The sequence below is a fragment of the Salinithrix halophila genome, assembly GCF_042650125.1.
In the GTDB taxonomy this organism is placed as follows: domain Bacteria; phylum Bacillota; class Bacilli; order Thermoactinomycetales; family DSM-45169; genus Salinithrix; species Salinithrix halophila.
This window is the reverse complement of sequence record NZ_JBHSAP010000009.1, coordinates 288,776-311,118: the sequence shown is the minus strand read 5'-3', so window position 1 is coordinate 311,118 and position 22,343 is coordinate 288,776. Positions and strand designations below refer to the sequence as shown.

Below are 22,343 nucleotides of genomic sequence, written 5' to 3'. Positions count from 1 at the left end.
GAAAGTTGGCAAATGAGCAGAATGTTGATTTGGAACAAGAACTCACCTTGGAACAGGTGAAAGAGCAACTAGCGGACCTCGGGAAGAAGCGCGGGGTCCTCACATATAAAGAAATCATGGAAAAGATGGCCGCTTTTGACCAAGATCCGCAACAGGTGGACGACTTTTTCGAACACTTGAGCGAACAAGGCATCGAAGTGCTTAATGAGGACGAAGAAGCCGTCGAATTCTCTCAGGAAGAGGAGTCTGACGATGAGGAACTCCTTCAGGAGGCTTTGACCGTTCCGCCTGGTGTCAAGATTAACGACCCCGTTCGTATGTACTTGAAGGAAATCGGTCGCGTCCCACTCCTATCCGCTGAAGAAGAGGTCAATTTGGCCACACGGATCGAGGAGGGTGACGAGGAGGCGAAACGTCGTCTCGCCGAAGCTAACCTCCGTCTCGTGGTCAGTATCGCCAAACGGTATGTCGGTCGCGGTATGCTTTTCCTCGACTTGATTCAGGAAGGGAACATGGGCCTGATCAAGGCGGTAGAGAAGTTTGATTATCGCAAGGGCTTTAAGTTTAGTACCTATGCCACCTGGTGGATTCGTCAGGCGATCACCCGGGCCATCGCCGATCAGGCACGGACGATTCGGATTCCTGTACACATGGTGGAGACGATCAACAAGCTGATTCGTGTGTCCCGGCAGTTGTTGCAAGAGTTGGGTCGTGAACCTACGCCGGAAGAAATCGCGGAGGAGATGGGACTCTCTCCTGAAAAAGTACGGGAGATCATGAAAATCGCCCAAGAGCCTGTTTCGTTGGAAACCCCGATCGGGGAGGAAGACGATTCTCACCTTGGAGATTTCATTCCTGATGATGACGCCCAAGCACCGGCGGATGCCGCCGCTTACGAGCTCCTAAAGGAGCAGCTGAAGGATGTGCTGGATACGCTTTCCGATCGGGAAGAAAACGTTCTACGCCTTCGGTTCGGTTTGGACGACGGGCGCACCCGCACCCTGGAAGAGGTGGGTAAGGTGTTCGGCGTTACCCGAGAGCGGATTCGCCAAATTGAGGCAAAAGCCCTCCGTAAACTACGTCACCCCAGCCGGAGTAAACGATTGAAGGATTTTCTAGAATAATGGTCCGAATTGGAAGCACTCGCATTTTCGGGTGCTTTTTTCTTTTGGGTGTCTTTTCTGACACCTCAATTTTATCCCTTTTCCAGACCCAATGCAAATGCCTTCAGCGTGCGCCATCCAGCAAAAACCGGACCCTTCCGAAAATTCTTGAAGGAAATTCGGTCTTCTCCCTATAATAGATATGAAAGCGTTGTCATCAAAGAGAGGCAAGGGGTGGAGAAACGTGAATTTCGATCTCACGCAAGAGCAGAAGATGATCCGCAAGTTGATGCGGGACTTTTCGGAAGGAGAAGTGGCTCCCGAGGCGGATGAGAGGGACCGGACCAAAGCGTTTCCGAAGGAAGTTTTTAAAAAGATGGCCGATCTGAATCTGATGGGTCTTCCTTTTCCGGAGGAGTACGGGGGAGCGGGTGCGGATTCGATCAGTTTCGCTATCGCGGTGGAGGAGTTATCCCGGGTTTGCGCGTCGACGGGAATCACTTATTCCGCTCACATTTCCCTCGGATGTGCTCCACTCCATCTCTTCGGTAACCAGGAGCAAAAACAAACCTATCTCGTTCCCCTTTGTCGCGGAGAAACCCTTGGTGCTTTTGGGTTGACGGAGCCCGGAGCGGGTTCTGATGCGGGAGGGACGAAAACGACCGCGGTTCGGGACGGGGACGAGTGGGTGATCAACGGTTCTAAATGTTTTATCACCAATGCGAGTTACGCGGACTTTTTAGCTTTGACTGCTGTTACCTCCAGATCGGAAGCGGGCCCGGAGATAACCGCTTTCATTGTTCCTACTGACACATTGGGTTTCCGGGTGATCGATCATTATGTGAAAATGGGGCTGCACAGCTCCAACACGACGGAATTGGTGATGGAGAATGTACGGATTCCTGCGGAGAATATCCTCGGCAAGGTGGGACATGGTTTCAAGCAATTTCTTATTACCCTGGATGGAGGTCGTATAGGGATTGGGGCGATGGCTGTCGGGATCGCTCAAGGAGCTTACGAAGCGGCCCTGCGGTATGCAGGAGAACGGGTCCAGTTTGGTCAATCACTATCCAAATTCCAAGTGATCCAGCATAAGCTAGCGGATATGGCGATGAACATCGAGCTGGCCCGAACGATGGTCTATAAAGCCGCCTGGCTAAAAGATCAGGGAAAAAAGTTTACCAAGGAAGCCTCCATGTGCAAACTCTTCGCTTCTGAAATCGCCATGAAGGTCTGTGACCAGGCTGTTCAGATCCACGGCGGTTATGGATATATGCATGACTATAAGGTGGAACGGTTTTTTCGCGATGCCAAGCTGACCGAGATCGGAGAAGGAACCTCTGAAATCCAACGAATGGTAATCGCCCGCGAGATAGGATGCTAAATCTGATTTTCCTGGGAGGAGGTCATCAGATTGGCGGAGTTGCTCCATGTGACCGTAGGCGGCTTGCTGGATAAAACCGTGAACCGGTTCGGAGACCGAGAAGGGGTTGTCTATCCGGAGCGAAACCTTCGTTGGACCTATCGTCGGTTCTGGGAAGAATGCAACCGGGTAGCCAAGGGATTGATGAAGTTAGGGGTCAAAAAGGGAGATCACCTGGCGATCTGGGCAGCCAATCACCCTGAATGGCTTGTTACCCAGTTCGCCACCGGCAAAATGGGGGCAGTGATGATCACGGTTAATACGAACTACCGTGCCCGGGAACTGGAGTACCTGCTTCGCCAGTCCGATGCCGAGACGCTGATCCTAACAGAATCTTTTAAAGGCACCCGTTATGTCGACATGTTGCGGGAGATTTGTCCTGAGTTGGATCGCTGTCAACCCGGGATGTTGATAGCAGAACGGCTGCCTCGCCTTAAAAACATCATCCTCCTTGATGACGAGCGACGTCCAGGGATGTTCACTTGGAGCGATCTGATCACCATGGGGGAAGAAATTAGTGACAGCGAGCTGCAGGAGCGACAAGACTCCTTATCTCCTGATGATGTGATCAATATGCAGTATACATCGGGAACGACGGGCTTTCCCAAGGGTGTGATGCTCACGCATAAAAATATCATCAACAATGCTAAAAGCATTGCAGATTGCATGAAATTGACGGAAAAAGATAAGATGTGCATTCCTGTTCCCTTCTTTCACTGCTTCGGCTGCGTATTGGGAACTTTGGCCTGCGTGACGGCGGGCACGACGATGGTCCCCCTGATCCAGTTTGATCCCCTGGCAGTGCTGGAAACGGTTGAAAAGGAGGAATGTACCGCCCTTCATGGAGTGCCGACGATGTTTATCGCTGAATTGAATCACCCGGAATTTTCTCGCTTCGCCTTGCCTTGCCTGCGGACGGGGATTATGGCTGGCTCCAACTGTCCGATGGAAGTGATGAAAAAGGTGATGGATGTTATGGGGGCATCGGAAATTACGATCGCTTATGGCCAGACAGAGTCCTCTCCCGTTATCAGCCAGACTCGTACCGATGATCCGATTGAAAGGCGGGTTGCCACGGTGGGTAAGAAGCTTCCCCATGTGGAAGTGAAGGTAGTCGATCTGGAGACGGGAGACGAGGTGGCAAGGGGTGTTCAGGGCGAATTGTGTACGCGGGGCTATCACGTAATGAAAGGGTATTACAAGATGCCTGAGGCGACAGAACAGGCGATCGATGCCCAGGGTTGGCTCCATACCGGCGATCTGGCCACAATGGATACCGAAGGATATATCCGTATTACTGGCAGGCTGAAGGATATGATTATTCGTGGAGGGGAGAACATTTACCCGCGGGAGGTCGAAGAGTTTCTTTATACCCATCCCGATATCCTGGATGTCCAGATCGTCGGCGTGCCGGATGAAAAATACGGAGAAGAATTGATGGCCTGGGTGAGGGTCCGGGAGGGTAAGAAAATGACAGTGGAAGATATCCGAGCCTTCTGCGATGGGCGGATCGCCCGTTACAAAATTCCTCGCTATGTGAAAATCGTCTCCTCCTATCCGATGACCGCCAGCGGTAAAATTCAGAAATATAAGCTCCGGGAGATGGCACTGAAGGAATTAAACCTGGACGTACCTGCCGGATAAGCCGGGGGATTAAAGTCGCGAAAAAATCCGCGGCTTTTTTGATAGGCTAAAATCATTCGGCGGAAAGCTTCGTTTCTTTTCCGCACCGAAGCAACAACGCGCTCCCGTGGATGCTTGCGGCCTTCCTTACCCCTCCTGTAATCTGAAGACAGAAAAATTTCAGGCAGGGGGTCGTTTTTTATGGAAGAATTGAAAGCGCAGACAATGGGAAAGAAAGACTTCCTCCCCATTTTGGATGTGGACTACCTCGAATATTATTCCGGCAATGCGAAACAGGCCGCTCACTTTTTTTGTAAGACTTTCGGCTTCCACCCCGTCGCTTATAAAGGACTGGAAACGGGAAGTCGGGAGACGGTTTCCTATGTGTTGGAACAGGGGACCATTCGGTTGGTGGTCAGCGGTAGTTTCACACCGGATCATCCTATCGCCCGCTTCGTTAACCTGCACGGAGACGGGGTGAGAGATATTGCCCTTGAGGTGGAAAACGTAGAGGAAGCCTATCGGGAAGCCATTTCCCGGGGGGGTATCTCGGTCATGGAACCGATGGAAGAGTCCGATAAATACGGCACGATCCGAAAGGCCGTCATCGGCACCTACGGAGATACGATCCATACCCTGGTTGAGCGCAAGGATTACAGCGGAATCTTTGCCCCCGGTTTTACGGAATCGAAAATGATCATTCCCTTTGAGGATTGTGGCTTGCAAGGGATTGATCATGTAGTAGGTAATGTGGAAAAAATGGAAGATTGGGTCGCCTATTACGAGAAGGTGATGGGTTTCCAAGAGCTTCGCCATTTCAGTGATAAGGATATCACTACCGAGTATTCCGCCCTCATGTCAAAGGTGATGCAAAACGGAACCGGTCGCATCAAGTTTCCAATCAATGAACCGGCCGAAGGAAAACGGAAATCCCAGATCGAAGAATACTTGGAATACTACCGCGGAGCTGGCGTGCAGCACATCGCTCTTTACACCAAAGATATCATCAAAACCGTCAAGGCATTGAAGGCTAAAGGCGTTGAATTCCTGGAAACACCGGATACTTACTACGAAGAATTGACGGCCCGGGTCGGTCAGATTGACGAGGAGATCGCGGACCTAAAGAAAAATAAGATCTTGGTTGACCGTGATGATGAAGGATATCTCCTCCAAATCTTTACCAAACCTATCGTCGACCGCCCGACGCTCTTCTTTGAAATTATCCAGCGTAAAGGGGCTCGTGGTTTCGGCGAAGGCAATTTCAAAGCCCTTTTTGAAGCGATCGAACGCGAACAAGAACGCCGCGGAAACCTGTAATTCGTCCCGCTTCCCGCCCGGAAGGGCGGGTTTTTTCTAATAAAAATCCTGTGCTTGGAAAAGCTAGGAGGGTAAGATTTCCAAGGACGGGAGTGGGACGGATGATACGCCGTATTGTACGGATAACGGCTGTAATGCTCATAGCCATGACCCTGATTCGAGCCGGGATTCCGGTAGCGGAAGCTGGGGAGTGGGGATGGGAAGCCAAAGGGGAGCGCCCCTACTACTCGATTGATGCCGCCTATGACGACCAAAAGCAGACGGTGACAGGACATCTGTCCCTGAAATTGCCGAAAGGACGGAGCGAGGCACTAAAAGAGTTGAAGTTTCGCCTTTATCCCAATGCCTTTCAACATTGGAAGTGGGGGGCAGAATCTCGCCCCTCCGAACCGGGCTGGCTCAAAGTGACGAACGTCAAAGTCAACGGGGTAAAAGCCGACCATCAGACCAAGGAAACGGTTCTGAGCGTGGATCTTCCCTCTCCGCTCCTTCCGGGCAAAAGTGCCGAGGTGACGATGGATTACCGGTTAAAACTACCCAAGGGCGGCACCCGGCTTAACGTTTATGGAAACACTGCTTTTCTAGCGCAGTGGTATCCGATGCTGGCGATGAAAGATGCGGAAGGCTGGCATACGGAACCCTACACCGCCACCGGCGATCCCTTTTACACCGGCATGTCCGACTTTGAGGTTACCTTTCGGGTACCCGATGGATATCAACTCATTACTAGCGCACGAGACCCTGAAGACGGAGGTTCATCCAGCACCGTTACACGGAGGCAAGCCAATGTGCGGGATTTTGCTGCCGTAATCACCAAGGATTATGAACGGGTACAAGGGAAAAACGATCACGGTGTTGAGGTTAACCTTTGGTATTTAAAGGGGATGGAGGATGTATCCCAGGAATTGCATGATGCGGCCATATCGTCGATGAATTACTTCAGCAAACATTTCGGTCGCTACCCCTACTCCCAAGTGGATGTTGTTCTTGGGGAGACCGGTTACGGGATTGCTGGTATGGAGTATCCGGGATTGGTTACTTCCGTCGCCAAAATACCTACACGGAAAGGGGAAGTCCCTGCTGTTAACGTGGTGGCTCATGAACTCGCTCACCAGTGGTGGTATGGGGCCGTGGGGAACAACCAGGTTAAAGAGCCCTGGCTGGACGAGGGATTGACCACTTTTTCCGAATTTCTCTTTATGCATGAGCAGATGGGAGCCGATGAGCGGGACTTACTGACGAAGGCAGCGGAACGAAGCGATGAGGTGTATAAGGCTAAAGGGGTGACATCGGTGGAGTCCCTTTACAAATACTCTGATCCGATTTACGGGTTAATGGTGTACGCGCGCCCTGCGGCGATGATGTGGGCATTGATGGATGATTTGGGACGAGATAAGGTATTAAAGATCATGAACACGTATTATGATCGTTACCGTTTTCGAACGGCAACCACCGCTGACTTCATCCAGACGGCCAACGAAGTAGCGGGCAAGGATTTGACTCCTTTCTTCAATCGTTGGCTGTATTTCAAGAAAGAGTCCCCCGGTTGACAAAAACGGAACAGAACACCCCCCGAGCCGGGAGCGCGGGGGGTGTTGTTGCGAAGGGCAACAGAAGGGGAGGGAATTACAGCCCCATATACTATAAGTAAAGCAAGCATTCGATAGACAGGGGGTAGCGCGGTGAAAGTCATGGCTTACAATATCCACCATGGAGTAGGGTGTGATGGAACACTTAATTTGGAACGAATTGCCGGGGTGATTGAAAGCGAAGCACCGGATTTGGTCGGTCTAAATGAAGTGGATGTGGCATTCCACCGTCGAAGTGAATTCGAAAATCAACTCCAATGGCTGGCGGATCGCCTGGGGATGAAGGGGGTCTTTGGTCCTTCCCTCCGATACCGTATCTTCCGTCGTCAATCCGAACGTCAATATGGAAATGGGTTGTTATTTCGAGGCAACCTGCAAAGCATGGAGAATCAGGTTTTTCCCGGCAGAGGGGAGGAACCGCGCTCCATTCTTACAGCGCGGATCGAATGGCAAGGGTGTACGTACCGGGGGATGGTTACCCATATGGGGTTTACGCCGTGGATGCGGAGAAAACAGACAGAAGCTGTCCGGAGGCTGTGCCGGGAGGATCCCCTGCCTTTAATCGGGATGGGGGATTGGAATGCAGGTCCTGGCCACCCGATTGTCAAGAGCTTGGCCCCGGAACTTGTTGACGTATTGACGGAAACAGGGGAGGAGCGGGGCAGCTTTTCCTGCCGCAATCCGAGAAAGCGGATCGATTTCATTTTCTGTACTCGTCATTTCCTCATTCGGGACGGTTATATCCTACCGACTCCGAGTTGTCCCTCCGACCATTTGCCCGTGGTTGGAGAGCTTGATTTAACCCAGTGATCGCATCCAGTACTCTCATTCGTTATAATAGGGGGAGTCATAGTTTGGCCTTCGAAAAGGAGCGAAAAAAGGTAATGGATCAACGGGCTGCATCCACCCCCGAGGGGGACGGTCACAAAATAGAGCTTTCCCGCCGGCTGGCAGCTGTCGCCCGCTTTGTTCCCCAGGGTCGCGTCGTGGCGGACATCGGTGCTGACCATGCATTGTTGTTGGCTTTCTTGGCTCAAGAGGGGCGGATCCAAAAAGGGATTGCTGGGGAAGTAAATCTTGGCCCCTTTGAAAACGCCCGAGACCGGGTAAAGGATGGGTCGTTGGACGAGACCATCGATGTACGCCAGGGGGACGGACTTGCGGTCTTGGCACCCAGGGAAGCGGACGTGGTCGTGATTGCCGGGATGGGCGGTGCCCTGATCGCTTCCATCTTAGCAAGAGGAGAGGAAAAGCTTCGGGATACGGAGCGTCTCATTCTACAACCCAATAACGGGGCGGAGCGGGTACGGGCTTGGCTATTAGAACGGGGATGGCGCGTGGTAGCTGAAGACCTGGTGGAGGATGGGGGTCTTCTATATGAAATTTTGGTTGCGGAGCCGGGGGATGCTTATGCCCCTTACTATGATTCCGGCCTCCCCTTGCAACAGGCCCTTGAGACGGGTCCTCTCCTGTGGAAAGAGCGTCACCCCCTTTTCCCGGAAAAAATCAGGAAAGAGCTAGAAGGGCGTGAACGTATCCTTACAAGTCTAGATGCCGGGCGTACTCGGGAAGCTTTGCTGAGAAAACAGCAATTGCAGGAAGAGATTAGTGGATGGAGGAGGTTGCTTACATGGCTGTCCAAGGAAACGAATTAATCTCTGTGATGGAGGATTGGGCTCCTAAATCCCTGGCAGTGGAACATGACCGTATCGGTCTTCAGGTAGGGGATCCCGAAGATAAAGTCAGGGGTGTACTCCTGGCCCTGGATGTGACGGAAGCCGTGGTGGATGAAGCGGTTCGTCTTGGTGCCAATTGGATTATCGCCCATCATCCTGTCATCTTTCACCCCCTCAAAGACCTTCGGACAGATCGTCCGGCAGGACGTGTCTATGCCAAACTTCTCGCCAATAAAATAAACGTCTATATCTCCCATACCAATCTGGACGTTGCGGTGGGTGGGGTGAATGATGTTCTCTGTGAGAAGCTGGGGCTGAAAGATACAGATGTCTTGATCCCCACCTTACAGGGCAAGTTAAAAAAGATCGTTGTCTTCATTCCGGAAGATCATCATGAAGAGGTACTTCGTGCGATGTGCAAGGCAGGCGCCGGTTGGATCGGCAACTACAGTCACTGCACGTTCAACTTGAACGGCACTGGCACCTTCTTACCCGAAGAGGGTACCAACCCCTACATCGGGAAACAGGGAGAGTTGGAGAAGGTAAAGGAGATCCGGTTGGAGACGATTATTACTGAGGAAATCCAGGAAGCAGTTATCCGGGCGATGTGGGAGGCCCACCCATACGAAGAAGTGGCTTATGACATCTATCCCCTGGACTTGCCCGGCGAAGTGCGGGGTTTGGGCCGTATCGGAAATCTGGTTGAGGAAATCAGCCTCAGCCAACTGGCGGAAAAACTGAAAGAGGCTTATCGAATTCCCCGGTTGCGTATGATGGGGGACGGAAAGAAAAAAGTGCGATCTGTGGCAGTCCTGGGCGGTTCGGGAGGACGGTACTATTCAGATGCCTTGGCCAGGGGAGCGGATGTTTTCATTACAGGAGATTTGGATCACCATACCGCTTTGGATGCGATGAATGACGGCCTCAGTCTTCTCGATCCGGGACATCATGTAGAAAATCTGGTGCTGGAACGGGTTTCAGAGAAGCTGCAAGAAAAGCTGTCTTTGGATCTCGTCAGGGTGACCACGGTAGATACCAATCCCTTCACCTTTGTATAAGGGGTAAATATCCGCTACATCCAGAAATAACCGATTGCTTTGTCCTTTTATATCTGATACAATGATCATTGTCGCTTTTGATTTGGAAAGTAAACCGGGCAATCGCCGGTGGAGCACCGCAAGGTCCCACGGGAGGAAAGTCCGAGCTCCATAGGGCAGGGTGCCGGCTAACGGCCGGTGGAGGTAACTCTAAGGCTAGTGCCACAGAAATGAAGACCGCCGATGGAAGCGGCTCAGCCGCTTCACAGGTAAGGATGCAACGGTGCGGTAAGAGCGCACCAGCAGCATGGAGACATGCTGGCTAGGTAAACCCCACCTGGAGCAAGACCTCAAAGGGATCAGCGTTTGTATGAACGCAGCTGTAGCCCGCAGTGATCCCGGGTTGGTCGCTTGAGCGGTGTAGCAATGCATCGCCTAGACAGATGATTGCCACTCCAAACAGTGGGAGGGGACACGACAGTCACCGTTTCACCACTCGGAGTACAGAACTCGGCTTACGGTTTGCTTTCCTAACTCCATCCATAAACAAAGAAAATGACACCGGTTATCCGGTGTCATTTTTTTTTGAGTACCTATCACCTTTCGGCCTAGAAGAAGGCCATTCATTTGTAATGGAAGGGTTATTGACTGTTTAACTGTCTGTGAAAAGCGTGTAATGATTTCTTGTTATTCTTGGCATAATGAAGGATATCCATGGGTTATCCGAAAATCGAGATTAAAGGAGGGGCAAACCCATGAAAAAATGGATTCTGCTCGCCGCCAGCCTCTCCCTGGTCGCCATCGCAGTCAAGCTCTATCCGGTTGCTCAGATCCTCTTGGCTGAGGAGCCTGCTGAACCAATCGTCGTTTCCAATGTCAACATCATGGGAAAACTGAAGCAAACGGCAGATAAGAAAAAGAAGTTGAACTATCTTGTGCTGGGTGATTCGGTTGCCCGGGGCATCGGTTCAAAGCATTCCCAACATGGTTACAGCTCGCTTGTGGTAAAGGGTTTAGGGAAAGAGAGGGTTCCCCTGCGCCTCATAAATAAAGGCGTCGTTGGGCAGACCTCTAAGAAATTGTATGAGGCTGTCCGAACTCCCGATGTGGAAAGTCATGTGAAAAAGGCCGACATGATCTCCCTGACCATCGGAGGGAACGATCTGATCAAGGTAGCATTGGAACAAGATAATCGACTTTCCGTTTTGTCTGATTTTAATTCCATTCAGAGCAACTACCAAAAAAACTTAGCGGGAATCCTGTCCCATATCCGCAAAATGAACCCTGATGCTCCTATTCTCCTTACGTCGCTATACAACCCGATTTCCCCAGATGAATCCTATTACAATCTATCCAATAAGCTCCTGAAAAAATGGAACGTCGGGTTAAAAGAGGTGGCTTACCGATACTCCATGACCCATGTAGTGGATGTAAACACCCGCCTCCGAGCGGGCAAGGGTACCTGGCTTTCCGACGAGATCCATCCAAATGACCGGGGTTATCGCATGATTGCAGATGGGATCCTTCATGACATACGGTTCCCCAGCCAAACCTCGGCGAAAGCGGGAAAGTAGAACTTTTGTTTACAAATTAGGTAAGAAGACCGGCTTTCAGTCTTATCAGCCGGTCTTTTTGACATTTATCCACAATTTTTTGCTACTGAATCAACGCCTAAAACAATCGCCCCAAGACTTGCAGAGCTGTTCCACCTTCCCTTCCCTTAGTCTTTCCTCCCAAGTAGAAGCTTTGATCAGAAGCATCGCACTCTTTCTAAGCCCGCCTAAAGCCTTAATGTATTTCTTAGCTTTTATTATTTTTGCTGCCGGAACAGCATTACTTCCAAGAAACCAAGCTATCGCCCCTGAACATTTAGCAATTTTCGTCCAGCTGGGGTCTGCAACTACGGGAATGGCAGTGTTTTTATTGAAATTAATTACTTGAGTTAACTTATTTCCATCGATAATATAGTTAGTAGGGACGGGTTTTCCATTTGCACCCTTTGCCCATGCAGGGTCAAAAACACCTTGAATGATATTATCTGAGTCAACAACAAAAACTTCTCCAGTGTCATACTCTTCACCTAAGTAATCTTTTGCTGAAACTAACTTTGTCCCTTTGGGTAAATCGAGTGTGAAGCTGTACTCATGGGGTGCTGAAGCATTGTCTATTTTTATAAGAGATCGAACACTTTCATTTGTAACCTGAACAGAAAAATCCACTGGATGATTTTTATCTTCGTACACAACAGTCCCATTATCTGTTAAAACACCATTTTTTAAACCTATTTTAGGGAAGTGTATTTTTAATGAATCCATATCATTGCCATTTATAATAGGGTCAGATTCGGGGTTTTTAGGCACTTTAGTAGTACCTGACTCATTATCAGCAATAAATATATTTTTACTGTCAGAGGCTCCTTGGTCTATTAAGCCATCTACACCGGTCACCTGTTCAATTACAGAAGCAGTGGAACTAGCACCGTTATCTGATGTGGATGCTTCAGAAAAATTAGGATGAAAAACGCACGAAAACAACATAGCACCAGTAACAGATAAAGGTATTAATCTGGTTATCCTCATTGTCATAAATCCCTCCAACTTTTGCTCTTCTTTATGAAGGCTTATTAAGCATACAATAATAACTCATTGTTTTTATGCACTTATCTGTCCTTGGTGTTTACAACCACGCATTAGATAATATATAATAGTGGAAAACGGTGAAATGGGGATTTAATATGCCGACCATTTTATTTTGTTTATTTTTTGTTGTTATATTACTAGTTTCCTCTGTTTGCCGTGTTAAAAATTCTATTAAAACCACTGTTGACAAACCTGAAAACAGCCAAGAAAAAAGAGCTTTAATAAATGAGTTGAAAAGAGAATTAAGTAGTCATTTTCCGCTAGTGTGGTTGTTAACATTTATTTCTATTGTTGTTCCTATTTACGTTATGGAAAATCAAATTTTTATCAATATTGAAATAGCCTTTGTATCTCTTATTATATCGCAAGGGGTAACAGGACTGTTTTACCTATTTCGAACAAAGTCATTGCGCTTGACGTTGGCCACCTCTATTGCTTCTGGAAGTGTATTTGGTATTCTTTTCAATCTATATCCACCGAATTAACTCTACTCACATCTAGGTCATAAAGGGGGGCTAGGGAGCCTTTGCGGATGCAGAGAAGAGTCCCTCCTCAAAAAAGGCAGGATTGGTCATATGAACTAGAAAGTTGGTGGATCACTAGATTTTGTTATTATGACGGTTTTGTGATCCTTGAGTTGAGTTTTCAGCAGACTGAAAATGTTGTAGCTTTCGTATAGAACTGGATTCCGGTGGAAGGATAGGAACAACCTTTCAACAAGGGGATGGGCATTCCATGCAGCACCCTTTTACCAGCTATCAAGCATATCTCGAACGTTACCGTCTCTTCTGGTCGGAAGAGGGGGATGATCGGCCCCCGATGATGACAGAGGAGAATTTTCAGCACACCTTTCAACTTCTCCGGGAAAGTTACGGAAATTACCGGGATTTAATCAATCAGGGTCAAGAGGAGGAAGCCGCCCATTATTACGCCAATGTGATCAATAGCTTGGAGAACGATCTGGCGATCGCTGACGGATCGGACAATTTCCTGGAAAAAGGGAGATTTCGCCTCTAGCACTCAAAACCGTTAGAACCTCCGGACTGCTTCGCTGGGTTGTCGGTCCAACAGGCGCTCCGCCCACGCATTTCAAACCCCTCGGAAAAAACCGGGGGGCTTTTTTTCGTGAAGTTACAGCCGGATTCGCAGCAAGCGAGCCAGTTTTTTGCTCCGTTCCGTCAATTCAGTTTGAAGGGACTCAGATAGATGATCGTCGCTTCCCGCCAGAAGTCGGTCGAGATCGTTCAACTGTTGCAGCGCCGCATCGTTCAGGTTTTCCGTTACTCGTTTGAGGAGGGTCGTGGCAGCGTCTGCCAGGGGGAAGTCTCCTGTCCGGCGGGCATCGTCAAAAAGGAGGAAAGCGTTATTAAGGATCATGGTTGTCAGGTAGACGCGTAAACGGCGTTTGGGATCGTACTGAATGATATCGGCGATGATTGACGGGTGGTTCGTGAAAGCGGTCCAGCCACGGCCGGTTTCGAAACCGGGATCTTCCAGGGTAAACCCGCGAGAGCTCAAGGAATCAAACCCGGTATATAGCCAAGCGGAGGAGTCCGTTCGTTTTCGGAGTAGTCGAAGGCTGAGCACGGCTTCCTTCTTTCCCTTGAGGGCGGAGGAAAGGTCGATTTCCTTCCGTTCCCACCGCTCTGCCCTTCCCCGGGTAACGTCCTCTTGCCAGACCACTCGTCCGTCGATTTGGACCTGCTTGACATATTGTCCCTTTCCCAAATTGTGAGGATAAACGTCCAGGTGGGAGAAGGTGAGTCGATAATCTCCGGAACCATCGGGTCGGATGATTTGCTTTAACTCTCCGTTGACCCCGGACAAAGGGGTCCGTCCCGGTGGGATGAAAAGACAGCCGTAACCGTACCCAGATTGAGCCGTTTGGTCTTTTTGTTCCGGGAACCATTCCTTCTGCAGCACATAGGTGACCAGACCCTGGATCTTTCCTTCGGCCAGGCTGTCCATTCCGATGCCCAGACTTTCTTTGACATACTGAACGGAAGGGTTGGCTGGAGTCGCTGATAGTTTGCTGGCGTGGACCATCAGGATGAAAGGAAGATCCATCCGGGACAGAAGATGGGAGACTCGGTTGATTTGGGTTTTCAGATGTCGGGTTCGTTGGGTGTTGCGAAATTTACCATCCCGGAAGGTCATGACGACTCCGTCGATATGGGGGGCATAACGCTTCAAATACGTTGGATGGATCGCGGAATAGTAAATCTGTGGATAGAAGCGGAGCCTGGGATTCATGGCTGCCCCTGCTGCTCGCATCCGTTTTACGTAACCCGAAGAGAAAAAGGAAAAGTTATGGTTGAAATCGTCGATAACAATGCCTTTGAGGTTTTTAAAGGAGCGGGAAACTCTTCCCACGGCCCGGAACCAGGAAACAAAATCGGTCCCATAGGGTTCTGATTGCTGAGAGCGGGCTTCTGACGGAGGAACGAGATAGACCCAGACATCAATGCCAGCTTCCCTGGCGGCAGGTAAGAATTCTCTTCGGAGGTCGTCCCAATCCGTGGAGGCATGCCAGATAAGATAGAAGTACGTATTGACACCCAGCTCCTTCAACTTGCGGATTGTACGGGGGGTGTCGATGTGACGGATTCCATCCGCCCTCGGCTTCGGCTCTCGCAATTCTCCGGCATAATCCCCCAGTAGGGGAGCGGGCAGTTCTTCAGCTCGGATTGGAGGTGATGCGGGGGAGACAGAGGACCATCCCCCGGAAGAAAAGGTGAGGGCGAGAGCGAGGAGCGGGAAGAAAAAAAGCCATCCCCGGCGGATCAACAAGTCGGTGCGTCGGTTTCGGCTCATTCCAGTGCCTTCCTTTCCCATATTCCCGTTAACGTCTCCTCGAGGGAGCGGCGTTCCCCTAGTGTTTGAAAACGGGAGTTATATTATCCCGTCCTTTCAGCATGACTACCGAAATAAAACCGATTTCTTCTACCCATACTACATTAGAAGAAATCACCCTGCAGAGGAGCGTGCCAGCAGTGGATCTGTTGAAAGAATTAACCGAGGCCAACGCGGTTCCCGGTTTCGAAGAAGAAGTCCGCCGAATCATGCGCCGCGAATTGGAGGCGGAGAACTCCCGGATTGTCACCGATAAACTGGGTAGTATTTTCGGCGAAAAAGAAGGGCTGGGGACAGGCCCGCGTGTCATGTTGGCTGCCCATATGGATGAAGTCGGTTTTATGGTGACAGAGATCAACAAAGACGGATATCTTTCCTTCACCCCCCTAGGTGGTTGGTGGGATCAGGTCCTTCTCTCGCAGCGGGTGAAGGTGATGACGGAGAAGAAAGCATTTACCGGTGTGATCGGTTCCAAACCACCTCATATCCTTACCCCGGAGGAGAGAAAACGCATTTATCCGATGCGCGAGATGTTTATCGACGTTGGAGCGAAGGATGCTGAACAGGTGAAGAAATGGGGGATCCGCGTTGGGGACCCGATCATCCCTGTCTGCCCCTTTGAAATGATGCCCGATCATGATACCGTCTTAGCCAAAGCCTTGGATGATCGGTTTGGTTGTTACTTGGCGCTGGAAGTATTAAAACGCCTTTCCCGGGAGGAGCACCCTAATACCGTTATCGCCGGTGCAACGGTTCAGGAAGAGGTGGGGTTAAGAGGAGCTTCCACCGCCCCCTACGTGGTGGACCCGGATGTTGCTTTCGCTCTTGACGTTGGAGTGGCCCAAGACGGGCCCGGGAGTGATAAAAAGAACAAACCCAACCTGGGTGGGGGGGTGCTAATCACTTTCCTCGACGCGACGATGATACCCAACACACGCCTTCGCAATTTGGTGATTGACACCGCTGAAGAGCACCAAATCCCCTACCAAGTGGACACCATGACCGGTGGTGGCACCGATGCAGGGAAGTTCCACCTGTTTAAGCGGGGTGTCCCTTCCCTGGTTGTCGGTGTCCCCGCCCGATATATCCATAGCCATGTTTCCATGATCAGCAAAAAGGACACGGAGAGTGCGATCAAGCTACTGGTAGAAACCGTCAAAAAACTGGATCGCTCCACTGTCGACCAACTTACCCGGTATCAGTGATGAAGTCTTTCACATCACATCCAGCGTCTAGGTTATGGATAACCCCGGAGAAGGGATGTGGAGCTGGACTTCCGGCTCCGCGCCCGATGTTCCTCCCGAGATGTAGGTCTGTCCGCTTCGTGCCCTCCGGTTACTCCGCTGAGTGGTCGGTGCCAACAGACGCTTCGCCGGAAACCGTCCCGCCTTTGCGGTACGGAAGGACTTTCAATCTCGCCCGCCTTACGGTGGGCTTTTTCATGAAGGTCGAAGATGTTCACTGGTGCATGACCGGATGGAAACCCTCTCCTTTTCATGGTAAGATGGAGGACGGAAACAGGACAAACGGAATCGGGAGAGGGAGAGAACGGGATGGAGAAACGGGTTAACTTTCTCAATTATTTGGAAGATACCCTGTCCGGGCTTCCGAATGAAACCGCTTCCCGAATCATGGATCAGGCGGGGGGAGTCGGTCGGATTCACCTCGTCTTCGTCGATATCATCCAGGGATTCTGCGATGAAGGGGTGCTTGCCTCTCAGAGGGTGAGGGAAGTGGTGGAGCCTGTTCGGGAGTTGGCTGGTTTTTTCCTTGATAGAGGGTTGTCTGCCGACAACCTAATCTTCCTTCAGGATGCCCACCGGGAAGGGGCAAAGGAGTTTGCCGCCTTTCCTCCCCACTGTCTACGAGGCACAAGAGAAGCAGAAGAAGTGAAGGAGTTACGTCCCTTCCTCTGTCTGGAAGGTGCCCGCCTATTCCAAAAAAACGCCACCAATGGGCTGTTCGGCACCGACAGGGAAGGGAACCGTTTTTTTGATTATTTGGAAGAGCGATTCGCTGAAGGGCCGACGGTCTTCCTCGTTTTGGGGGATTGCACAGACCTTTGCATCTATCAAAATGCCATGGGGATCCGGCTGTTGGCCAATGAAAGGGATGCCGATGCCCGGGTGCTCGTCTCCGCAACCCACACCCGAACTTACGACATGCCCGTAGAGGCTGCCAGAGAAACAGGAGCAATGGCCCACGATGGAGATCTGATGGATACGGTCTTCCTCTATCACATGAAACTGAATGGGATCGACGTCGTTGCTGACATCCGCGCGGAATGATCGTTGGTTCTGCGTTTGGTTCAAGAGGGGGGCGCCTTACAAGTCGGCTTCCCTGGAACAGTGAAGAGGGAGGAAGAAGTATGCGGACTGAAGAGATGCTGCTCAATGTGGGGCCGCAGCACCCCAGCACCCATGGGGTTTTTCGGCTCGTTCTCCGGATCGACGGAGAAATCATTCGTGAAGCTCGTCCGGTCATCGGCTACCTGCATCGAGGGACAGAAAAGTTAGCTGAGGATCTCACGTACACCCAGATCATTCCTTACACCGACCGGATGGATTACCTCAATGCGATGAACAACAATCATGCTGTGGTTCATGCTGTTGAAACCCTGATGGGGATTGAGGTCCCGGAACGGGCGGAATACCTCCGTGTTATCGTCAACGAGTTGAATCGCATTGCCAGTCACTTGGTCTGGTTCGGGACATACCTCTTGGACATCGGGGCCATGAGCCCGTTTCTGTATGCTTTCCGGGACCGGGAGAAGATTGTAGACCTCTTCAATGAACTATGCGGGGCCCGTCTTACCTATAATTATATGAGGGTAGGCGGGGTAAAGTGGGACGCCCCTAAGGGCTGGATCCTGAAGGTGGCCGATCTGGTTCGCGAACTTCGGGTGAAGCAACAGGAGTATAGGGACCTGGCCGGGGGTAACGAAATCTTCCTCTCCCGAGTAACAGGAATTGGGAAATACAATGCAGAGACGGCGATCCGATACGGCCTCTCCGGACCCTGTCTGCGCTGTACCGGCATCCAGCGGGATCTGCGAAAAGATGACCCCTACTCTATCTATGATCGGTTTGACTTCGATGTCCCGGTCGCTGTCAACGGTGACTGTCGGGATCGGTTTAACTTGCGAATGGAAGAAATCACCCAAAGTCTTCGGATCGTGGAGCAGGCGGTGGAATCCTTCCCGGAGAGCGGCCCAGTTATGGCCAAAGTCCCCCGTGTCTTGCGACCTCCAGAAGGGGAGGTTTATGTGGCTGTAGAGAATCCACGGGGCGAGTTGGGTGTTCATCTGGTAAGTAAAGGAAAAGACAAACCCTGGAGAATTCACTGGAAACGCCCTTCATTCAGTAACTTGCAGATCCTTCCCCACCTTTTGGAGGGGGAGAACGTAGCGAACCTGATCGCCATTCTAGGAGCCGTGGATATCGTTCTCGGTGATGTCGATGCCTAGCTGGAAGTGATAACACGGTCCTATTGTAAAAACGATTTATACCAGCCTATGGGAAAGAAGTCACTAGTTATCCAGCGGCCTGCCGGGCCGCTGTTCTGCATATTCTTGATCCGAAAATGGGACATCCCCTGAAAGTTTTTTGGATTTTTGGACATATACTGGGGAGGACAGCTTCTTTTACACTCGTGCCCTTCCCTTTTGACAGGCGGGTAAGTATGTTATTCTATAACTATTGGCGAGTATGGAGCGAACGGGGTTGAATGATGGAACAGACCATGTTGGATCTCCTTTCACAATACGGATATCTCGGGATCTTCTTCTTTTTGGTGTTTGGGATCGTAGGATTACCTCTTCCCGACGAAATCATGATGACTTTTATCGGATATCTCGCATCGTCGGGTCAATTGGATCTCTCCCTGACTTTTATTAGCGCACTCGGCGGTTCTCTCAGTGGGATAACGATCAGTTATTTCCTGGGGGGACGCTTGGGATATCCATTTTTGAAGCGTTTTGGGAGCAAGATTTTCATCACCCGCAGACGCCTGAGGATTACGCAGTTTCTGTTCCGTAAGTACGGAAACTGGGTGCTCTTTTTCGGTTACTTCATCCCGGGTGTCCGCCATGTCACAGCGTATCTAGCAGGGATCTCTCATATGTCCTGGCCTCGTTTCGCGGCTTACGCCTATACGGGCGCTCTCATATGGTGCATGACATTTATCGGTCTCGGCTTTATGGTGGGAGCCCACTGGGAGAAGGTATTCGAATCCTTTCACCGCTATGGGGTTCTGTCTCTCTGGATTCTTGTGCCTGTTCTCGCCTATATGGTCACTCGTTTTTTCTACAACCAGCATCGGCGCTATAACTCCGTCAGGAAATAGGATCTACGGAGGTGCACGGGGTGTCCGACTTCATCCGAATCAAGCGTGTCTATGAGAAAGCGGATGAGCAGGACGGCTTTCGCGTATTGGTGGATCGCCTTTGGCCCCGAGGTCTGAGCAAAGAAGATGCCCAGATCGATTGGTGGGCCAAAGATTTAGCTCCTTCTGACAAATTGCGTAAACGATTCCATAAGGATAGGGACTTCGAAGTTTTTGCCAAGGATTACCGCCAGGAACTAACCGTTGAGAATGCAGTCCGTCTATTTAAAAAAGCAGGGAACCATCGAGTAATCACACTTCTATATGCCAGCAAAGATCAACAGCAAAACAACGCGCGGGTACTCCGCGATTTTTTGGACGAGTGTCAATCGGATCGGGAGTGAAGAGGAATGCCCAGAGTAGAAGTGACGATCGGACCTCAAAAACACGCCTTTGATATGGAAAAAGGGGAAAGCTTGTTGTTTGAAGCCATCTCACGCTCCGTGATGATTCCCTTCAACTGCACATCGGCCCGCTGCGGTATCTGCCGGGTTAAAGTGCTGGAAGGAGCGGAAAATCTGAACGAGGTGGGGGACCGGGAAATCCTCCGCCTAGGTGAGGAAAAGGTTGAACAAGGGTTCCGGCTAGCCTGTCAGACTCATGTGTTTGGGGATGTGAAGTTGGAAGTGCCCCAGCCCCGTCTCTACTAAAGGTATCGGTTAACTGCTTCATTTTTCTGTGTGATCCTCCGAGACCAGCCAAAGGTCGGATCCTTTTTTATGTTGACCGTTAAAGAGGCGGATTGCTAAAATAGAGAAAACTCCATACACACTGAAATTCCACTGGGGGTGCACCGCAAGGGTGCTGAGAGAGGCCGAGCCTCAACCCTTTGAACTTGACCTGGTTCAGACCAGCGTAAGAAAGTGGGGAATGAAACCGTTGGATCGAATGCATCGACAGACGAAAAAACGGACCGGCATCCCCATGGATGCCGGTTTTTTTGTATCCGAACCACAGCTTCACTTTATTAGCCCGTCAAAGATAGGGCTGGAGAAGCTCCTTTGGATGTGCCGCCAGGTGGCTCCCTGGGTGACGCGAATCCATCTCCGCCAAAAAACGCTTACTCAAGCTGAACTCCTTCGATGGGGGAAGGCCTTGATCGAGGAGGGAGGAATTGACCGGGAGCAGCTTACCGTAAACGGATCTCCCTGGGTAGCGGCGGAATTGGGTTGTGGAGCAGTTCATCTACCGGAGGCGGGCCCTTCTCCAGCGGAGGTGAGAAACATCCTAGGTTCCGTGGCTGAGGTGGGTTGTTCGGTCCATTCTCTAGAAGCCGCTCGTCGGAAAGCGGCGAATGGAGCAGATTATCTTTTTTTCGGTCATGTTTTTAAGACGGCATCGAAGCGGGGTTATCCCCCTAGAGGGCTGGAAGAACTGAAGGCGTTATGTGCGGGTGTCTCCCTCCCGGTTATCGCCCTCGGAGGAGTGACGGTGGAACGGATTTCGGAGCTGAAGTCGGTGGGGGCTGCCGGAGTTGCAGTCATATCGGCGATAGCTGATGCGCCTTGTCCAGGGGAAGAGGCGGAAAGGCTGGCGACGATACTCCGGGTGAGCTGGACAGAAAGGAGCGGATGGTAATGAACGACGATGTAGTGGTGATCGGGGGTGGTGTGATCGGTTGCTCCATCGCCTGGCACCTGACCAAAAAGGGGTTCCGTGTCACCGTTCTGGAACAAGACCGGATCGGTGCTCACGCCTCCTCTGCCGCGGCGGGAATGCTGGGGGCCCAGGTAGAAATGGCCTATCCGGGACCCATGGTGGATCTCTGTCTGGCCAGCCGTGCCATGTTTCCTGCAATGAGGGAGCAACTTCTTGCCGAAACTGGATTGGATATCGAGCTGAATCGGGCGGGTCTCCTCCGTTTGGCTGACACGGAGGAGGAGGCATCCCTGTTACAAGAACGCGCCCGTTGGCAACAGCAGTTGGGAGAGAGGGCGGAATGGCTGGAGAAACGGGAACTGAAGGATCTGGAGCCCTCTTTGTCAGAGGAATTATCCGGAGGTCTCTTCCTTCCCGGAGACAGCCAGGTGTCCGCCCTTCGATTAGTTCGGGCATTAGCCCAAGCTGCCCGGTTGGGCGGCGCACAATTGGTAGAGGGAGCAAAGGTAAACAGCATACGGGTTGAAGGGGGGAGGGTAGTTTCTCTGGATACTGCAGCCGGGATCTATCGACCCGATCAGGTGGTGGCCGCGGCGGGCTCCCTTAACGGTTTACTGGTCCGCATGGCGGGGGGCGCTCTTCCCGTTTTTCCTGTCAAAGGAGAATCCTTCGCGTTGCAACCCCGTAAACCATTGTTTACACGAACGCTCTTTGGACCGAACTGTTATCTGGTCCCTAAGGCAGATGGCCAAGTCATCGTCGGTGCGACGGAGAAACGGGACATGGATCCTGGGGTGACGCTGGGAGCGGTTCATTCGCTAGTGAGGGCAGCGGTGAAATTGGTCCCCGAATTGGAAGAAGGAGAGTGGCTTCGGGCTTGGTCCGGTTTTCGCCCGGCCACCCCTGACGGCCTACCGTATCTGGGGGCGATGTCGTCCCCGGGCAACCTCTATGTTGCTGGGGGCCATTTTCGCAACGGGATTCTTCTATCTGCCGTCACCGGTAAGAGCATGGCAGACTTGATTGCGGGGGAATCGGTGCCGATGCTGGAACCTTTCGCGCCGGATCGCCCCGTTTCCAGTGCGTGAATAGGAGAGGAGG

General features: G+C 51.3%; 21 protein-coding genes, 1 other RNA gene and 1 riboswitch. Of the genes, 20 read left to right on the top strand and 2 right to left on the bottom strand.

The window, feature by feature from the left end; translation table 11 throughout:
- Positions 1–5 precede the first annotated feature (5 nt).
- The 10 genes from rpoD to ACFOUO_RS07750 all read left to right on the top strand — a co-directional run bounded on the left by rpoD (position 6) and on the right by ACFOUO_RS07750 (position 11,342).
- Positions 6–1,124 carry an RNA polymerase sigma factor RpoD gene (rpoD, locus tag ACFOUO_RS07795; RefSeq protein WP_380703906.1) on the top strand — a complete coding sequence of 373 codons (1,119 nt, stop codon included), beginning with the start codon at positions 6–8 and terminating at the stop codon, positions 1,122–1,124.
- A 223-nt stretch (positions 1,125–1,347) separates the two neighbouring features.
- A complete protein-coding gene (locus ACFOUO_RS07790; protein ID WP_380703904.1) occupies positions 1,348–2,487 on the top strand; it encodes an acyl-CoA dehydrogenase in 1,140 nt (379 codons plus the stop codon).
- Positions 2,488–2,526: 39 nt separating this feature from the next.
- Positions 2,527–4,170, top strand: coding sequence for an AMP-binding protein (locus tag ACFOUO_RS07785; protein WP_380704790.1), 1,644 nt, complete (start codon positions 2,527–2,529; stop codon positions 4,168–4,170).
- Between the two features lie 180 nt (positions 4,171–4,350).
- The gene (hppD, locus tag ACFOUO_RS07780) at positions 4,351–5,466 is read left to right on the top strand and encodes a 4-hydroxyphenylpyruvate dioxygenase (protein WP_380703902.1); all 1,116 of its coding nucleotides are present in this window, start codon (positions 4,351–4,353) and stop codon (positions 5,464–5,466) included.
- 101 nt (positions 5,467–5,567) lie between these two features.
- Entirely contained in the window at positions 5,568–7,016 is a 1,449-nt protein-coding gene (locus ACFOUO_RS07775) for a M1 family metallopeptidase (RefSeq protein ID WP_380703900.1), read from the top strand.
- A gap of 141 nt (positions 7,017–7,157) precedes the next feature.
- The gene (locus ACFOUO_RS07770) at positions 7,158–7,865 is read left to right on the top strand and encodes an endonuclease/exonuclease/phosphatase family protein (protein WP_380704788.1); all 708 of its coding nucleotides are present in this window, start codon (positions 7,158–7,160) and stop codon (positions 7,863–7,865) included.
- Between the two features lie 44 nt (positions 7,866–7,909).
- Positions 7,910–8,710 carry a tRNA (adenine(22)-N(1))-methyltransferase gene (locus ACFOUO_RS07765; RefSeq protein ID WP_380703898.1) on the top strand — a complete coding sequence of 267 codons (801 nt, stop codon included), beginning with the start codon at positions 7,910–7,912 and terminating at the stop codon, positions 8,708–8,710.
- A complete protein-coding gene (locus ACFOUO_RS07760) occupies positions 8,686–9,789 on the top strand; it encodes a Nif3-like dinuclear metal center hexameric protein (protein WP_380703896.1) in 1,104 nt (367 codons plus the stop codon). Before ACFOUO_RS07765 ends, ACFOUO_RS07760 begins: the two co-directional genes overlap by 25 nt.
- Positions 9,790–9,875: 86 nt before the next feature.
- Positions 9,876–10,301, top strand: an RNA gene (rnpB, locus tag ACFOUO_RS07755) — RNase P RNA component class A.
- A gap of 222 nt (positions 10,302–10,523) precedes the next feature.
- Positions 10,524–11,342: a GDSL-type esterase/lipase family protein gene (locus ACFOUO_RS07750; protein ID WP_380703894.1), complete on the top strand. Its 819-nt coding sequence runs from the start codon at positions 10,524–10,526 to the stop codon at positions 11,340–11,342.
- A gap of 90 nt (positions 11,343–11,432) precedes the next feature.
- On the opposite strand, the gene ACFOUO_RS07745 is transcribed toward ACFOUO_RS07750, so the two are convergent.
- Positions 11,433–12,353 (bottom strand): hypothetical protein, encoded by a 921-nt coding sequence (locus tag ACFOUO_RS07745; RefSeq protein WP_380703892.1) that lies wholly within the window; start codon positions 12,351–12,353, stop codon positions 11,433–11,435.
- A 149-nt stretch (positions 12,354–12,502) separates the two neighbouring features.
- Between ACFOUO_RS07745 and ACFOUO_RS07740 the strand changes: the two genes are divergently transcribed.
- Together ACFOUO_RS07740 and ACFOUO_RS07735 are read left to right on the top strand one after the other, a co-directional pair.
- The gene (locus ACFOUO_RS07740; protein ID WP_380703890.1) at positions 12,503–12,892 is read left to right on the top strand and encodes a hypothetical protein; all 390 of its coding nucleotides are present in this window, start codon (positions 12,503–12,505) and stop codon (positions 12,890–12,892) included.
- 250 nt (positions 12,893–13,142) lie between these two features.
- A complete protein-coding gene (locus ACFOUO_RS07735; RefSeq protein WP_380703889.1) occupies positions 13,143–13,424 on the top strand; it encodes a hypothetical protein in 282 nt (93 codons plus the stop codon).
- Positions 13,425–13,538: 114 nt separating this feature from the next.
- Here the strand turns inward: ACFOUO_RS07735 and ACFOUO_RS07730 are convergent, their stop codons facing one another.
- A complete protein-coding gene (locus ACFOUO_RS07730) occupies positions 13,539–15,221 on the bottom strand; it encodes a hypothetical protein (protein ID WP_380703888.1) in 1,683 nt (560 codons plus the stop codon).
- A 179-nt stretch (positions 15,222–15,400) separates the two neighbouring features.
- Between ACFOUO_RS07730 and ACFOUO_RS07725 the strand changes: the two genes are divergently transcribed.
- The 8 genes from ACFOUO_RS07725 to thiO all read left to right on the top strand — a co-directional run bounded on the left by ACFOUO_RS07725 (position 15,401) and on the right by thiO (position 22,330).
- Positions 15,401–16,465 carry a M42 family metallopeptidase gene (locus tag ACFOUO_RS07725; protein ID WP_380703886.1) on the top strand — a complete coding sequence of 355 codons (1,065 nt, stop codon included), beginning with the start codon at positions 15,401–15,403 and terminating at the stop codon, positions 16,463–16,465.
- A 348-nt stretch (positions 16,466–16,813) separates the two neighbouring features.
- On the top strand, positions 16,814–17,548 hold the full coding sequence (locus tag ACFOUO_RS07720; protein ID WP_380703884.1) for an isochorismatase family protein: 735 nt from the start codon (positions 16,814–16,816) through the stop codon (positions 17,546–17,548).
- A gap of 80 nt (positions 17,549–17,628) precedes the next feature.
- Positions 17,629–18,726: an NADH-quinone oxidoreductase subunit D gene (locus tag ACFOUO_RS07715; protein ID WP_380703882.1), complete on the top strand. Its 1,098-nt coding sequence runs from the start codon at positions 17,629–17,631 to the stop codon at positions 18,724–18,726.
- Between the two features lie 263 nt (positions 18,727–18,989).
- Positions 18,990–19,604 (top strand): DedA family protein, encoded by a 615-nt coding sequence (locus tag ACFOUO_RS07710; RefSeq protein ID WP_380703880.1) that lies wholly within the window; start codon positions 18,990–18,992, stop codon positions 19,602–19,604.
- Positions 19,605–19,624: 20 nt separating this feature from the next.
- Positions 19,625–19,987 (top strand): DUF488 domain-containing protein, encoded by a 363-nt coding sequence (locus ACFOUO_RS07705; protein WP_380703878.1) that lies wholly within the window; start codon positions 19,625–19,627, stop codon positions 19,985–19,987.
- 6 nt (positions 19,988–19,993) lie between these two features.
- A complete protein-coding gene (locus ACFOUO_RS07700; protein WP_380703876.1) occupies positions 19,994–20,293 on the top strand; it encodes a 2Fe-2S iron-sulfur cluster-binding protein in 300 nt (99 codons plus the stop codon).
- 124 nt (positions 20,294–20,417) lie between these two features.
- Positions 20,418–20,522, top strand: a riboswitch (TPP riboswitch).
- A gap of 9 nt (positions 20,523–20,531) precedes the next feature.
- Positions 20,532–21,221, top strand: coding sequence for a thiamine phosphate synthase (locus ACFOUO_RS07695; RefSeq protein ID WP_380704786.1), 690 nt, complete (start codon positions 20,532–20,534; stop codon positions 21,219–21,221).
- On the top strand, positions 21,221–22,330 hold the full coding sequence (gene thiO, locus ACFOUO_RS07690) for a glycine oxidase ThiO (RefSeq protein ID WP_380703874.1): 1,110 nt from the start codon (positions 21,221–21,223) through the stop codon (positions 22,328–22,330). The genes ACFOUO_RS07695 and thiO overlap by 1 nt, the downstream gene beginning before the upstream one ends.
- The last annotated feature ends 13 nt before the right edge of the window (positions 22,331–22,343 follow it).